Genomic DNA, 15591 nt, shown 5'->3' on the forward strand with positions numbered 1-15591 from the left:
AATATTTGGCTGTTGCTTACTTAGTTGTTTGCGTTTGGTTTTCTGACGCGTGGTCTGCTGGGTAAACATAATCTAACCAGCCCCACTTATCTTCAGTCGTGCCATTGAATAAACCAAAGTAAGCCGCTTGAACTTTTTCAGTGATAGGACCGCGTTTGCCTTCACCTACTGTAATTTTGTCTACGCTGCGAACCGGAACGATTTCTGCTGCTGTACCTGTCATGAAGACTTCGTCAGCAAGGTACAGGGCTTCACGAGCAATGTTCTCTTCACGGATTTCATAACCCATGTCTTTTGCTAGTGTCATGATCGAGTCACGAGTGATACCCGGCAGAATCGCGCTGGTTGCTGGTGGTGTAGAGAGAATGCCGTTACGAATAACAAAAATGTTCTCGCCTGCACCCTCTGAAAGATAACCATCAACACTCAGAGCAATACCTTCATCGTAACCATGACGACGCGCTTCACCACCAACTAGCAATGAAGATAGGTAGTTACCACCAGCCTTTGCTGAGGTTGGGATAGTATTTGGCGCTGCACGGTTCCAGCTTGAGATCATCGCATCTACGCCATTTTCTAGCGCTTCTTCACCAAGGTAAGAACCCCATGGGAAAGCGGCGATGATCAGATCCATTTCTGTGTTTTCTGGAGGGCAAACACCTAGACCTACGTTACCCACAAAGCCGAGAGGGCGGATGTACGCTGACTCTAGCTTATTTTGACGTAGCGTTTCGCGAGTCGCTTCCATAATTTCTTCCTCAGTAAAAGGAATTGGGAAACGGTAGATTTTCGCTGAGTCTTTTAGACGTCTTGCGTGCTCTGGGTGACGGAAGATAACCGGACCCTTTGGCGTGTTGTAGCAACGAACGCCTTCAAATACAGAAGTACCGTAGTGCATTGCGTGAGTCAGGACGTGAACGTTCGCCTCTGCCCAAGGAACCATTTCACCGTTAAACCAAATATAGTCTGCTGTTTTAGCTGTCATGTTTGCGGTTCCTTATGCGCTTATCTTTTGTTGTAAGTTGTTGTTTGGCAATTCATTACGGCTGATAGAGATAACGTCAACGGTACGCACATCCCACAGCTTTTCTATTTGATTAACCAAGAATGAAATCGGACGGTCACTGTCAACAATGATCTCAACGCTTGCCACTTTGCTTTCTTGGTTTTGGGTTCCTGCCACTTGTTTAACGATGAAACCACGGTGACGGATAACACGAAGAACACGTTCTAGTAGTACTGGTTTATCATCGGCTTTGATGTCTAGTAAGTATCTTTTCATGTTATGTGTTCTCCAACATTTCGCTGTTTGAAGCACCTGGCGGTACTAGTGGCCATACGTTTTCTTCTTCATCGATAAGAACATGAAGTAGGTAAGCGGTTTTGCTCTCAAGCATCTCTTTTAATGCAGGTTCTACTTCTTCTTTACGTGTGATGGTTTTGCCCGGGATATCGAATGCTTTTGCCAGCATTACGAAATCTGGGTTGTCATCCAAGATGGTTTCACTATGGCGGCCATCAAAGAACAGAGATTGCCATTGGCGAACCATGCCTAAGCGAGAGTTATTAAGCAGTACCATCTTCACTGGGATTTGACGACGTTTTAACGTGCCAAGTTCTTGTACGTTCATCATGAATGAACCGTCACCAGAGATAAGAATAGATTGGTCATCAGGACGACCAACCGATGCACCCATTGCTGCTGGTAAACCAAAGCCCATGGTGCCCAATCCAGCAGAGGTGATGAAGTTTTGTGGATCGCGTGGTTGAATATGCTGAGCTGCCCACATCTGATGTTGGCCTACATCTGTCGAAACTATAGAGCTTGAAGGCATCATGTCAGATAGTTGCTTGAGCAGTAGTGGAGCAAAGATAAGATCGCCTGGGTGGTCGTAGCGCCATTTGAACGAAGTACGTAGCCCTTCAGAGTGGTGAACCCAAGATGAGATGTCTTGGCTCAGTTCCAGTTGAGGCATGATTTTGTTGATGTCACCACGAATTGGTGCATCTGCCAGGCGCAATTTACTGAACTCAGCCGCATCGATATCGATATGAATGACTTTTGCGTGAGGAGCAAAGGTATCGAGCTTGCCTGTTACTCGGTCATCAAAACGAGCACCGACAACAATCAACAGGTCACTCTCTTGAACAACTAGGTTAGCGGCCTTGGTGCCGTGCATACCAAGCATACCAAGGTAATGTGGGTCGTCACGCTCGATAGTACCTAAGCCTTTGAGCGTGCTTACGGCTGGCATTGGGTTTAGGCGTAAAAATTCGCGAACGGATTCCGTTGCTTTAGCCAGTTGAACGCCACCACCTACGTATAAAACAGGACGAGTCGCTTGAGATAGGAAGTGTTGTGCTTGTTCAATCGCGTCAGTTGTCGCAACAGGTATCGCTGGTGGTGTAAATTCAGGAAGAACATCGACAGGTGTTTCTGCTAATTGAACGTCTTTTGCGATATCAACAATAACCGGGCCGGGACGACCTGATTTTGCTACGACAAACGCTTCCGCTAGTGTTGGAGCGAGGTCTTCAATATCGGTTACTAGGTAGCTGTGTTTAGTACATGACAGAGACATGCCAATCACATCCATTTCTTGAAATGCATCAGTACCGATGTGTGAGCTAGCAACTTGACCTGTGATAGCAACGAGTGGGATGGAATCCATAAAGGCATCAGCAAGGCCGGTTACTAGGTTTGTCGCACCAGGGCCTGAGGTTGCCATACAAACAGCCACATCTTGAGTTGCACGAGCCATACCAATGGCAGCCATTGCTGCACCTTGCTCATGGCGACATAGGATATGTTCAACACCGCCGTCATAAAGAGCATCGTAGATTGGCATGATGGCACCGCCTGGGTAACCAAATACGGTCTCAATGCCTTGTTGCTTGAGTGCGGATACGACCAGTTCTGCGCCTTTCATCGTAATTCCTCCGTATTACCTTTATTTTGGTAATTGTTTCCATTGTCTCTGCACATCTTGTGCTCCCATTCTTCCTGTAAATCGGCAAAGCCGAAAATAATAAAATTATAAAAATCGAATCTTTAAATTAGAAAAAACCCCCGAACTTTTCAGTGCGGGGGTTTTTTCTAATTCGTGGTTACTTTTTTCCCACTCGCCCCCGCGCAGTCTCAATAATGACTACGATAATCAGGTTAATCAGTGCATAAATGCGAGCGTTAAATGTCATAAAATTCGAGTTTTCTCGTTTATTGTCTTAAGTAAATGTCTACATCTCTAGTGTTATCACACAAATCTGCTGCATGACAAGGAAAATGTCATTCTTTTTTCACATTAAAACACCATTCCACCACGCTATATAACAACCTTATCGCTTTGGTGAGCAATGAATATCCAGGGCGAATACTTTTAAATCAAAGACAAAGGAAAGTTATGGGACTCGCGATAATTCATAGTCGAGCTAGTGTGGGTGTAGAGGCTCCAGAAGTGACAGTCGAGGTGCATATCAGCAATGGAATGCCCGGTTTTACGTTGGTGGGTTTACCTGAAACAACGGTCAAGGAATCTAAAGATCGAGTGAGAAGCGCGATCATCAATTCTCGCTTTGAGTTTCCATCGAAAAGAATCACGGTTAACTTAGCTCCCGCAGATTTACCGAAAGAAGGTGGGCGGTTTGACTTGCCTATCGCGCTTGGGATTTTAGTTGCGTCGGACCAGTTACCCACATCAAAAATAGCTCAACATGAATTTATTGGTGAGTTAGCGCTGTCGGGTGAGTTGCGCTCGGTGAAAGGGGTACTGCCTGCAACACTCGCTGCTGACAGAGTTGAGCGTTGCTTAGTCGTACCGCATCACAATGGCGATCAGGCTGCTTTAGTCGGTAAAGGGGCACATAAGTCGGCGCAAACCTTGTTGGAGGTTTGTGCAGATATGTGTGGTCAGGCTCAGCTTGGTCTATATAGAACGGAACATCATCAGGCTGATGTTTCAGTGCTTCGCGACCTACAAGATATTATCGGCCAGCAGCAAGGCAAGCGAGCATTAGAAATCGCTGCTGCTGGTAACCATAATTTATTGTTCCTCGGCCCGCCTGGAACTGGCAAAACGATGTTGGCCTCGCGACTACGCGATTTATTGCCTGAGATGAGTAACGAAGAAGCGATGGAAACGGCTTCGATCGCTTCTTTAACTCAACAAGAGATCAATCAATACAACTGGAAGCAACGACCTTTTCGGTCCCCCCATCATTCGAGCTCAATGGCAGCATTGGTGGGTGGTGGTTCGGTGCCTCGCCCTGGTGAGATATCTTTGGCGCATAACGGGTTATTGTTTCTTGATGAGATGCCTGAGTTTGAGCGCAAGGTACTCGATTCTTTGCGAGAGCCGTTGGAGTCGGGTGAAATCATTATCTCTCGTGCGGCAGGTAAGACGCGTTTTCCTGCGCGCTTTCAATTAGTCGGTGCACTTAACCCAAGCCCTACAGGTTATTATGAAGGCAATCAAGCTCGAGCGAACCCACAAATCATCCTTCGCTACCTCAATCGACTATCAGGGCCGTTATTGGACCGATTCGATATGTCGTTAGAGATCCCCCTGTTGCCCAAAGGGATGTTAGCCGAAGGTAGCGACCGTGGTGAAACGACTCAAGTCGTAAAGCAAAGGGTCAGGCAGGCTCGTGAGCTGATGCTATCTCGCAATCATAAATCGAATGCACTGTTAGGTAGCCGAGAAATTGAAAAGTATTGCCCGTTAAGACGTGAGGATGCGGAGTTTCTGGAAACGGCATTGCACCGATTGGGCTTATCGATTCGCGCTTACCACCGGATCATCAAGGTGGCGCGAACCATTGCTGACCTTGACGGTAATGAGCAGATTGAAAAGAAGCACCTATCGGAAGCGCTTGGCTATCGAGCCATGGATCGGTTGTTGAAGCAACTCACAGCTCAAGCTGTATAGTAATACCAATCGTAGTAAACAACGGGTCATTTATTTACTACGATTGGTATAAAAACAAGAAAGCCTGCTTTTTACGCAGGCTTTCGTTGTTATGAACTAATGGTTATGAGCGAGCAATGAAGCCTAACTAGAACTTGTAGTTCAGACCTACTGAGACGATGTATTGAGACTCATCGTAGAAGGTAATATTCGAGTCGCTGGTACCGTAGCCCGCCAGTGAAACAAACGACCAGTTTTCCCAGTTCATGAACTGCTCATACTCATATGCGGCAAACAGGTTAATGTTGTCATCGCTACGCGTTTTGCCGTAAATCGGGTTGCTAGCATCGTAGGATCGTTGGTTGTAACCCGCAGTCAACGCGTATTGGTGACGACCCATGCCACCAAATAGACTTACCTCACCGCCAAACTGTTCATAAGAGGCAGCCTTGCCATCTGCAGAGCTTGATTGGTAAATCAATGATGGTACTAACATCATGGTACGGCTGAGTGGAACGCGGTATTGGCCTTTCAGGTAGAAGGTTTCTGCATCACGTTGGAGTTCTTCTCTAACTAAATCATCTTCTACATCTTTGGTGGCGTAGGCCATGTCTAGCGAAAAAGCTGAGCCTGCAATGCTGCTTAGCTTCAAACGAAAGGCATTGCCAGTTTCATCGGTTTTGCTTCGAGTAACGTCTTCTGCATATGGATTCGCCCAAGTTTTACCTGACATAATGGTTGGCAGAAGTGAAGCGTCAATGACCATACCTGACTCTAGTTGGTATTTATAACCAACCTCTAGCACAACAGTACCTGTTGCTACGTCATCACGAGCGGTACCCGTATACACTTGATGATTTAATTTTTCACCAAAGGTGTAAGCGACATTGCCCAAAGGCGCGACTAGAAATGAGCTCTCAGATGAGGCTTTCTGGTTATTTGACGAGATGGTGCTATCAGTATCGGTATTAAAATTTGAGGTGGAAGAGGTTACCCCGGTATTGATAGAGATTTCACCACTGAAGCCTTGTTCGTTTGCAAGCTTGGCAAAGGCAGGCGAAGCAGCAACGCTTAATGCGAGAAGTGTGATTTTTATTTTCATTTACGGGCTCCTTGCCCACCGGTTCTTAGGACGGGTTATTAATATCAGTAAAGCACGGTATTTCCTGGCTGATTATTTCTCAATGATGGTTTTTGATTTAGGAAAAAAAAGGAAGCCTGAGCTTCCTTTAATCATTAACTTACTTCTTTAATAAGAAGTTAACCAGCTCGAAGTACTCATCGAGAGAGTTAATACCTTGAGCATCGATCAGGTAGCGATTATTGACTACAACAGCGGGAACGCCTGACAGGCCACTATCTTTAAATGCTTTGTCGAAGCGACGAACCATAGAATCTACTGCAAAGCCATTGTAAGCCGCATCAAATTTTTTCTCGTCGACGCCTTCGTCCAAGAAAATTTGACGTAGCTCTGCTTCATCGCGTGGTGGCTTGTTCATGTTGTGAATGCGGTTAAACATCACTGGCACCATTTTGTCTTCCACTTTCAATGCAATCATGGTTGCGTAAGCTTTGCTCATTGGTAAGCCCATGTTGCCACCCATGAATGAAACATGGTTCTTCTGTAGCTTAGCGTCTTTAGGTAGCTGTTGTTTTAGCTGCTGGATGATTGGCTCAAAGCTATTACAGTGTGGGCAGTAAAAAGAGAAGAACTCTGTCACCATTGGTTTTTTTGATGCTTCTAGGTCGAGAACTTTGTAGTGTTCACCTTCGTTAAATTTCGCAGCGTGAGCTGAAAGGCTCAACATGATCAATGAGAAAAATGCGAATAGCTTTTTCATTTATCCAATCTCCATTATGTTTGAATTTTTATCTAGTTGTATGTTGCGATTAGTATTACCACTGAGGCATTAACGAAAGTGGTGGTTCTTGCAGGGTAGCAATTTGCTCTTTACAAGCAAGTACTTGTTGCTCCCAATATTTAGGATCATTAAACCATGGGAAGGCCAAAGGAAAAGCAGGATCGTGCCATCGTTTTGCTAGCCATGCCATGTAATGCACCATACGTAGACCGCGTAGTGGTTCGATTAGTTTCAGTTGTGAGGTATTAAAATCGCAAAACTCTTGATAACTCTCTAGCAGAATATCCAGTTGCATCAGTTTATCTTGGCGTTCGCCGTTAAGTAGCATCCATAGATCTTGCACCGCTGGTCCATTGCGCGAATCATCGAGATCGACGAACATTGGTCCGTCGCGCCACAATATATTACCTGGGTGGCAGTCACCATGCAGGCGGATGTTCTCAATGTTGCTCGGCCACTGGTTCTCTAGCTCTTTTATCAGAAGGTCAACGTCATTGAAGAACGCGTTTTCTAGGTGCGTCGGGATAAACTGCGAATTCTCTAGAATCTTACGTGGCTGATATAGGTATTCATCTAAGCTAATGGTTGGACGGTGTTGGAATGTTTTGCCTGCACTTGCCTTATGAATTCGACCAAGGAAACGACCTACCCCTTCCAGTTGGTTCAAGTTATCGACTTCGTACTGCCTGCCACCAACACTGTCAAACAGTGTAAACAGATAGCCTTGATATTCATGTAGGGTTTCGCCATTGATGCGTATCGGCGGTGCGACTGGAATTTCTTGGTCGATAAGCTCAAGTGTAAAGTCGTGCTCTTCTTGAATCTGTTCTTTGCTCCAGCGTTGCGGCCGATAAAACTTAACGACGTAGCGTTTACGGTCTTCGTCGGTGAATTGATATACCCGGTTTTCGTAGCTGTTGAGGGCGAGAAGCCCAGATTCAGCTCGAACTCCAATACTCTCCAGTGCGTACCACATGAAGTCAGGGGTCAAGTTATCAAAGTTAAAGGCTTGCATCGTCATAGAATAAAAAAGGCTCATTACTGAGCCTTTTTCCATTTATAGGGAAGTTATACCAATCCGTGAGAGGCTTGGTATCAGAGTTTCTTGATAAAGCGGCTTTCTACTTCCATCGTAAACTCTTCATTATCCGAGAGTATAAACTGAATTGTCGAAACTGGTGAGCTCAGTTTTTCTGGGTCGACCCCCAAACTGATAGGTAGGTTCAAAACCTCGCCCGGATCGACCGTAATGGTTTGCTTACCGTACCAGATAGAATTGGGTAACCCTTTCACATCAAGTTTGTACTCTTGCTCTTGCTGAGTTTTGTTGATGACTTTCAAGTTGTAAGTATTTTCGACAAGCCCTTGAGTATTGGTTCTAAATAGCTGGTTTCTATCTCGCAGAACGCTTAAGCCTGCAGGATCAACACTCGCGATTTGTGCAAAGAATAAACCCAGCATAACGATCAATATTACACCATAGCCTAAGAGTTTAGGGCGCATCACCTTGGTTGAGTGACCTTCAAGTCTATGTTCTGTGGTGTAGTTGATCAGGCCTTTTTCATAGCCCATACGTTCCATCGTGTGGTCACAGGCATCAATACACGCACCGCAGTTAATGCATTCGTATTGTAGGCCGTCACGAATATCGATACCTGTCGGGCAAACTTGAACGCATAAATTACAGTCAATACAGTCACCAAGGCCAAGCTCTTTTGGATCGGCTTTGCGAGAACGAGGGCCGCGGCTTTCACCACGTTCTGTGTCGTAACCAACGATGAAAGTGTCTTTATCGAACATAGCCGATTGGAAGCGCGCGTAAGGACACATGTGCAGACAAACAATTGAACGCATCCAACCGGCATTGGCATAAGTACAGCCTGCAAAGAACAGTACCCAAAACACCGGCCAGAAAGACGAGTTAAAGGTAAAGAAGCCAATCACCAACTCTTTGATAGGGATGAAGTAACCGACAAAGGTTAGTCCTGTTGCGATTGCAATTGCCCACCATGCGATGTGTTTGAGGGTTTTTCTAACGATTAGATTGCTTGTCAGTTTACCTGAATCTTGTTTTCTTCTCTTATTGGCAGCGCCTTCTAGCTTTTCTTCGAACCAGATGTACATAAAGGTCCACACGGTCTGAGGACACAAGTAGCCACACCAAACACGGCCTAAAAAGGTTGTGATAAAAAACAGGCCGAACGCAGCAATCATAAATAGGATGGCGAGGAGCGTCAGATCTTGCGGGTACAACGTGGTGCCAAAGAAGTTAAACTGCTGGCTGCCGATATCGAGTAAGATCGCTTGTCGCTCACCAAATGGAATCCATGGGATAAGCGCAAAAAGTAAAAGTAAGAACCAACCGCCATAACGGCGCAGTTGTTGGAATTTACCTTTGCTTTCTCGAACATAGATTCGGTTACTTGGGTTAAATCGATCTCCATTACCTTTATGTGTTTTCGGGTTAAAGGTTTTAGGCGTCACATCTTTGATATCGATTTTATCCTGACTCATGGACTATCCTTTTTGTGGCTTGTTTGCCCTGTTAAAGAGGGCATGACGACATTACTTGAAAGTATGGTTTAGAGAACCTATTGAAATTGAGCTTGGTGCATTTGTTGTTATCGCACTCACTCTTATTATTTTAGAAGATTCTTATGGATGGCGATTATAACGACAATCTTGTTCTCATTTCTTTAACGCTATCAACCTTTAACAACAAAAGTCATAACAGTTGTGACGAAAAAATAGCGAACAGAAACAAAAAAGCGACCAAGAGGTCGCTTTTTAGAATTGAGCAATTTATTGATAAGGCAATTAAGCTTTAACGCATTTAAGCTGTTAAAGGATGCCACGCGCTTTTAAAATCGCGGTTTTGAAGTCATCTTCTTGGTCTTTTTTCAGGCCTGGGATCATTTCATCTTTTTCACTGTTACGCATTTTGAGGTGATAGATCAGAACGTCGTCTGTCAGTTCTTCAAGTTTACCTTCGTAGCCCGCTTCTTTTGACAGCTTAATGATGAATTCTAACAAGTTAAGCTCTTGATCTTTCTGCCACTCAGGCTCCATCAATTCAAGCAGTTCTTCAATACGATGACACTTCATACTTTATTCTCCACAAATTTTATAATGATTTGTGGCTTAAGGTATCAAATCAGGTAGGGAATACCAATGTGTAAACACATTTCAGAAAGGATAGGGCAAGAAAAAAGCGCAGTAAAAACTGCGCTTTTTATTAAGCGGCTTTAATTACTTTTGTTGCAGTCGGTGCTAATAAAGCAGTCTTCTCAACTAAAGTCATTGTTGGAGCCAATTTCTTAGCCATTGGAGCGGCAGCAAAGCCACTACGACGACGCATCGCACTACGGTTGGTGTGCGAGAACCTGACAGCTGTTGGGCGCATTCATTTACCTAACGGTCAGGCATATCCATTGCCAATCTAATGGCCTGATTTACCATGAGATCCGCTTCAATTACTTGAAGAGTCACTCGTCTGGCTTTCGCCAATCCGAATAATAAATCAGGATAATGATATGCATGCATATCAAGGCTTAGATTATCACTATCTAAGTTATCGATCGACGCTTGAGTGATAAATAGACGATATTAGAGCTAAAATAGTGTGAGCAGTATATTTGAGTTTGAACCTCTTTCAGGCTTAAGATGATGTTTTAAAGGAGGTGCATATGTCGTTCTTAAAGAAAACGTTAGCAAGTTTTGGTATTGGATCTGCCAAAGTGGATTCTGTATTGCAACAGGAAGTGCTTTATCCAGGGCAAAAGGCGAGCATTATTGTGCATGTGTATGGTGGCTCTCAACCGCAGGAGATAGATAACATCGATCTCAACCTGTGTTGTCGCTACATAAAAGAAGTGACCACTAATTCGCAAAGGCAAGAGGGCGGTCAAACACGTCGAATGCACCAAACATACTCGTTGGCCAAATGGAGCCTGCCGTATTCCTTTGTGATTCAGCCGGGAGAAACTCGTGACTTTGAATGCGAGTTTGATGTGCCGTTGAATACCCCAGTGACGATTGGTGACTCAAAGGTGTGGCTTGAAACCGGGCTCGATATTGCGATGGCGATTGACCCTTCGGATAAGGATATTTTAACGGTTCGTCCTGATGCGCTACTTGATGGCATTTTTAACGAACTCGAAGCTCAAGGTCTGCGCATTCGCCAAGTTGAATGTGAAGCGGTAGATGGCTTTGAATTACCGTTTGTACAAGAGTTTGAATTTGTTCCAACCACAGGCCCTTATCATGGCCGCTGGCGTGAGCTGGAAGTGGTTGCTCATCGTGATGATACGGAGCTTAAGCTGTGGTTTGAGATAGACCGCAATCGCGATGGTGCAAAAGGTATGTTGGCTAGCTTGCTAGGCATTGGTCAGCTGCAGCGTCAGTTGAGTGTGCCATTGGATACCTCACCAGAAGATGCGGGCAAAATGGTGCTTGAGTATTTAGACAACGCTTCTTAGTGTCTGAGGAGCGATTCGGTCACACATACTTAGCAGCATTTACGTCATAATAATTTAAGCTTACACGTGTAAGCTTAATGTGTAATACTAGGCAAATCGAACATTTACTCTAGTAGGATAACCATGTCTGCATCATCGGCTAGCGAATACAGTGATATTGAAGAACGCGCTAATGCGATAACCCATGGTTTGGGCGTTGTACTTGGTGTGGTAGGCCTGGTCCTATTGCTGATTCGTGCTTTTGATTACCAAGCCGACATGCTTACTGTTGCCAGTATGGCGGTGTATGGCAGCAGTATTATTCTGCTCTTTCTTGCTTCCACGTTGTACCACTCGATCACCACTGAGAAAACCAAGCGCTTACGCAAAACTCTTGATCACTGCGCGATTTATTTACTGATTGCTGGCAGTTATACGCCATTCTTGTTAGTGAGCTTAAGAACACCATTAGCAATGGGGTTGATGGCGGTAATCTGGGGTATCGCGTTGGTCGGAATTATAATGAAGATTGCTTTTGTCTATCGATTTAAGCGCTTGTCATTGGTGACATATTTAGCGATGGGTTGGTTGTCGTTGATAGTGGTGTATCAACTAGCTATGAATATCGAGATGGGCGGTTTGGTATTATTAGCGCTTGGCGGTGTGATCTACTCTTTGGGGGTGATTTTCTATGTGGCAAAACGCATCCCTTACAATCATGCCATCTGGCACTTGTTTGTTTTGGCGGGCTGCGCTTGCCATTTCTTCGCTATTTACTTGTACGTGACTCCGGTTTAGCGAGCTAGTACTTCAGTAATTTCAGCTTTGATCTGATATTCAGGGTGTTGTTCTAGGTCGAGCTTGATTAGCTTGCCTTCCTCACCTGTCTTTGGTCGCAAATATGTGTCGGCCATTCGTTTGATTGACTTCCACACTGCAACTTTTTCTTCTGCCAACAACTCGCCTTCTACAGTAAATACGCTGATGTTAAGTGATACCAAAATGACAGCTTGAGTGCCTTGGTTGGTGATGGCAGTCGGAATAATAAGCTCACCATTTTCATAGCGACTTGCACCCAGTACAACATCCACTCCTGATTGAGACAGCTGTAAGCTTGGTTTTTTACTATTAACCACAACCGTTGTGCCACGAGTATTCGTCGCTACCGGGACGGCTACGACAGGTGCTGCTGCAACGGGCACGGCGATCTCTGATGTTGTCGCTGCTGCTTCCGTTTGCTTCGGTGCCACATATTGCCAAGTAAAATCATCTTTGAGTAACACTTGCTTGCCATCAGGCAATGTGACCATTTGATCAGCAAAGGCAGAACTTACGAATACTGAGTTTGCAAGCAATGCGCCAGCGAGAAGTACGTATGATTTCATCTGTGTTTCCTTGATTTTGTGCTTGGTTAGCGTCGCCAAAAGGCTGGAAAAAATAGAACAATGAGCGTCAGTATCTCTAGTCGCCCCATTAGCATGCCTAAACTTAGCAACCATTTAGCGGCGTCTGGCAGTGGGGCAAAGTTCCCGGTTGGACCGATCACGCTACCCATTCCCGGGCCCACGTTGGCAACGGCTGTGATAGCGCCAGATATACTGGTCACAGGATCAAGTCCCATCGCGCTCAAGCCGCCTGCAATTAAGATAATCGTGATAAAGAACATCAGACCAAATGCGACGAGTGAACGCACAATATCGTCATTCACAGGTCGCTGATTGTAGCGTTGAACAAACACGCCCGATGGGTGAATTAGCTTCATCATTTGTTTGTGGAGCATGGTCATCGCGATCTGGAAACGGAAGATCTTAATACCGCCAGAGGTTGACCCCGAGCAAGCTCCTGCCATCATCAGGAAGGCAAATAATGTGCTTGGCAGTGCGCCCCATGCAGTGAAGTCTTCTAAGCCAAAACCGGTTGTGGTGACGACTGATACAATGTTGAACATCGAAACGCGCATCGCATCCATGACAGTGTAGCCATCTCTAACCACCAACCATGTCGATATTACGGCACTAGTGACCAAAAATAGATACGTGAACCCTCTCACCTGTGCATCTTTATAGAGGATTGAGAGTTTTCTGCCTCGCAGTGCGCTAACAAACAGTAAGAACGGCAGTCCACCAAGGAACATGAACAGTGTTCCCACCCAGTGAGCACTGTTGGAGAAGTGGTTCATAGAACCGTCTGAGGTTGAGTAACCGCCTGTAGATAGCGTGGTGAATGAGTGGTTGATGGCATCAAACACACTCATGCCCGCAAATAGGTAGCTCACCAAGCATAGGCCTGTTAATACCAAATAGACCGCCACGATGTTCTTGGCGACGGTTTTTGCTCTCGGGCTGCTTTTATCTGACCAATCGGAAGACTCAGTTTGGAACAAGCGCATACCACCGACGTTAAGCATTGGTAGAACCGCTACTGCCATTACGATGAACCCAACACCACCAAGCCACTGCAATATAGATCGCCATAATAGAATGCTTGGTGCCATGCTGTCTAAGCCGCTTAATACGGTTGATCCTGTCGTGGTGATACCCGACATGGTTTCAAAATAGGCATCAGTGAAGCTGATGTGGTTGATGAAGACAAAGGGTAGTGCAGCGAAGGCGCTGGCAATAGTCCAGACCAAAGAGGTGATCAGGAACATGTCTCGCACCCCAAGTCGGAAATTAGCTGAACGGCCTAAGCTTAAGCAGATGAACGCCACAATGTGCGTGATCACTACCGATTGACCAAACTCGAGGAAGCCACCGGTGCCAGTAAAAAAGGCAACCAATGTAGGGATGTACATGAAAAGGGCGAGTTTTGATAACACTAACCCTATCACTAATAATATCGGACGAAAGTTGACCATAGCTTAATAGACCATAGCTTAAATAGATTACAGCTTTGTGCCGGAGCGTCGTTCTCACAAAAAGAAAGTTGCGAGAAGAAGCTTACGAGAACAAGGCTATAAGAAGAATGGGCTCGGTTGGAATAGAGACTCAACATCAGGTACGTATTTCTTGTCCACTAGGAACATCACAACGTGGTCATCTTGTTCAATTACGGTTCTATCGTGCGCAATAAGAACCTCTTCTCCGCGAACAATTGCACCAATAGTGGTGCCCGGTGGCAGTTTGATGTCGCCAATCGCTCGGCCAACGACTTTCGATGTGGTTTCGTCACCGTGAGCAATGGCTTCGATCGCCTCTGCAGCGCCACGACGTAGAGAGGATACGTTTACAATATCAGCACGACGAACGTGAGTAAGCAACGCAGAAATGGTCGCTTGTTGTGGCGATATCGCAATATCAATCACACCACCCTGAACAAGGTCGACGTAAGCACCACGCTGAATCAGTACCATTACCTTCTTGGCACCCATTCGCTTAGCCAGCATAGCGGACATGATGTTGGTTTCATCTTCATTGGTTAGGGCAATGAACACATCCACCTGATCGATGTTCTCTTCGGTTAGCAGTTCTTGGTCGGCGGCATCACCACAGAATACGATGGTGTTTTCTAATTCTTCAGATAGCTTCTCAGCACGAGTGTAACTACGTTCGATAAGCTTGATGCTGTAGCTCTGCTCAAGGCGTTTCGCCAAGCTTGCACCAATGTTACCACCTCCGACAATCATGATGCGGCGGTATGGCTTCTCTAGGCGTTGCAGTTCACTCATTACTGAGCGGATATGGTTACTCGCGGCCACGAAGAAAACCTCATCGTCTGCTTCAATGATGGTAGTGCCTTGCGGGCGAATAGGGCGGCCTTGACGGAAAATAGCAGCAACACGAGTATCGATGTGCGGCATGTGCTCACGCAAAGCAGATAGGGCGTTACCGACCAGTGGACCACCGTAGTAGGCTTTTACTGCGACGAGGCTAACTTTCTGTTCAGCAAAGCTCACAACCTGCAATGCGCCTGGGTATTGAATCAGGCGCTCGATATAGCTGGTCACTAGCTCTTCGGGTGCGATCAGGTGATCGACTGGGATAGCACCAGACTTGAATAGCGCTTCTTTCTCTTCTAGGTATTGAGGAGAGCGAATGCGGGCAATTCGGTTTGGTGTGTTGAAAAGAGAAAAGGCAACCTGACACGCAGCCATGTTGGTTTCATCCATGTTGGTTACGGCAACCAACATGTCGGCATCTTGCGCGCCCGCTTCACGTAGTGTGTTCGGGTGGCTGGCATAACCGTTTACAACCCTAAGGTCGTATTTATCCTGAAGTTCACGAAGTCGGTCAGTATTACGGTCGACAATAGTGATGTCGTTGTTTTCACCAACCAGGTTTTCAGCAAGGGTACCGCCAACTTGGCCTGCACCTAGGATAATGATCTTCATAGCCTGTCTCTTTTCTTTACCGTCGTAATTCTAGTGAT

General features: G+C 45.7%; 15 protein-coding genes. 3 read left to right on the forward strand and 12 right to left on the reverse strand.

Annotated features, from left to right (window positions below; genetic code table 11):
• Window positions 1-16: 16 nt before the first annotated feature.
• From L8S15_RS18715 to ilvG, 3 genes are read right to left on the reverse strand one after another with little or no spacing between them, the layout of a single operon-like run.
• Complete coding sequence (locus L8S15_RS18715; RefSeq protein ID WP_010433254.1) at window positions 17-985, reverse strand: branched-chain amino acid transaminase; 969 nt, start codon at window positions 983-985, stop codon at window positions 17-19.
• Between the two features lie 12 nt (window positions 986-997).
• On the reverse strand, window positions 998-1282 hold the full coding sequence (gene ilvM / locus L8S15_RS18720; RefSeq protein WP_010433257.1) for an acetolactate synthase 2 small subunit: 285 nt from the start codon (window positions 1280-1282) through the stop codon (window positions 998-1000).
• 1 nt (window position 1283) lies between these two features.
• Window positions 1284-2930, reverse strand: coding sequence for an acetolactate synthase 2 catalytic subunit (gene ilvG / locus L8S15_RS18725; RefSeq protein WP_010433260.1), 1647 nt, complete (start codon window positions 2928-2930; stop codon window positions 1284-1286).
• 471 nt (window positions 2931-3401) lie between these two features.
• Here ilvG and L8S15_RS18730 point away from each other — a divergent pair, with 471 nt between their 5' ends.
• A complete protein-coding gene (locus L8S15_RS18730; protein ID WP_280574635.1) occupies window positions 3402-4925 on the forward strand; it encodes a YifB family Mg chelatase-like AAA ATPase in 1524 nt (507 codons plus the stop codon).
• A 127-nt stretch (window positions 4926-5052) separates the two neighbouring features.
• Here the strand turns inward: L8S15_RS18730 and L8S15_RS18735 are convergent, their stop codons facing one another.
• The 6 genes from L8S15_RS18735 to L8S15_RS18760 form a co-directional block, all read right to left on the reverse strand.
• Entirely contained in the window at window positions 5053-6006 is a 954-nt protein-coding gene (locus tag L8S15_RS18735; RefSeq protein WP_065100906.1) for a DUF2860 domain-containing protein, read from the reverse strand.
• Window positions 6007-6145: 139 nt separating this feature from the next.
• A complete protein-coding gene (locus L8S15_RS18740; RefSeq protein ID WP_010433299.1) occupies window positions 6146-6745 on the reverse strand; it encodes a thiol:disulfide interchange protein DsbA/DsbL in 600 nt (199 codons plus the stop codon).
• A 55-nt stretch (window positions 6746-6800) separates the two neighbouring features.
• Window positions 6801-7787: a serine/threonine protein kinase gene (locus tag L8S15_RS18745; protein WP_010433301.1), complete on the reverse strand. Its 987-nt coding sequence runs from the start codon at window positions 7785-7787 to the stop codon at window positions 6801-6803.
• 74 nt (window positions 7788-7861) lie between these two features.
• On the reverse strand, window positions 7862-9280 hold the full coding sequence (gene ccoG / locus L8S15_RS18750; protein ID WP_280574640.1) for a cytochrome c oxidase accessory protein CcoG: 1419 nt from the start codon (window positions 9278-9280) through the stop codon (window positions 7862-7864).
• 327 nt (window positions 9281-9607) lie between these two features.
• Window positions 9608-9871, reverse strand: coding sequence for a YihD family protein (locus L8S15_RS18755; RefSeq protein WP_010433308.1), 264 nt, complete (start codon window positions 9869-9871; stop codon window positions 9608-9610).
• 130 nt (window positions 9872-10001) lie between these two features.
• On the reverse strand, window positions 10002-10169 hold the full coding sequence (locus L8S15_RS18760) for a hypothetical protein (RefSeq protein ID WP_010433312.1): 168 nt from the start codon (window positions 10167-10169) through the stop codon (window positions 10002-10004).
• 283 nt (window positions 10170-10452) lie between these two features.
• On the opposite strand from L8S15_RS18760, the gene L8S15_RS18765 reads away from it, so the two are divergent.
• Together L8S15_RS18765 and L8S15_RS18770 are read left to right on the forward strand one after the other, a co-directional pair.
• Entirely contained in the window at window positions 10453-11244 is a 792-nt protein-coding gene (locus L8S15_RS18765; protein ID WP_010433315.1) for a sporulation protein, read from the forward strand.
• A gap of 123 nt (window positions 11245-11367) precedes the next feature.
• Window positions 11368-12021: a hemolysin III family protein gene (locus L8S15_RS18770; protein ID WP_280574643.1), complete on the forward strand. Its 654-nt coding sequence runs from the start codon at window positions 11368-11370 to the stop codon at window positions 12019-12021.
• Here L8S15_RS18770 and L8S15_RS18775 read toward each other — a convergent pair.
• From L8S15_RS18775 to trkA, 3 genes are all read right to left on the reverse strand, one after another.
• Window positions 12018-12608 (reverse strand): DUF3157 family protein, encoded by a 591-nt coding sequence (locus tag L8S15_RS18775; protein ID WP_010433321.1) that lies wholly within the window; start codon window positions 12606-12608, stop codon window positions 12018-12020. The genes L8S15_RS18770 and L8S15_RS18775 overlap by 4 nt on opposite strands.
• A 26-nt stretch (window positions 12609-12634) precedes the next feature.
• Complete coding sequence (locus tag L8S15_RS18780) at window positions 12635-14080, reverse strand: TrkH family potassium uptake protein (RefSeq protein ID WP_010433323.1); 1446 nt, start codon at window positions 14078-14080, stop codon at window positions 12635-12637.
• Between the two features lie 96 nt (window positions 14081-14176).
• Window positions 14177-15553, reverse strand: a complete 1377-nt coding sequence (gene trkA, locus L8S15_RS18785) for a Trk system potassium transporter TrkA (RefSeq protein ID WP_010433327.1) — start codon at window positions 15551-15553, stop codon at window positions 14177-14179.
• Window positions 15554-15591 lie beyond the last annotated feature (38 nt).

The organism is Vibrio sp. S/42/10, assembly GCF_029890535.1.
GTDB classification, from domain to species: domain Bacteria; phylum Pseudomonadota; class Gammaproteobacteria; order Enterobacterales; family Vibrionaceae; genus Vibrio; species Vibrio cyclitrophicus.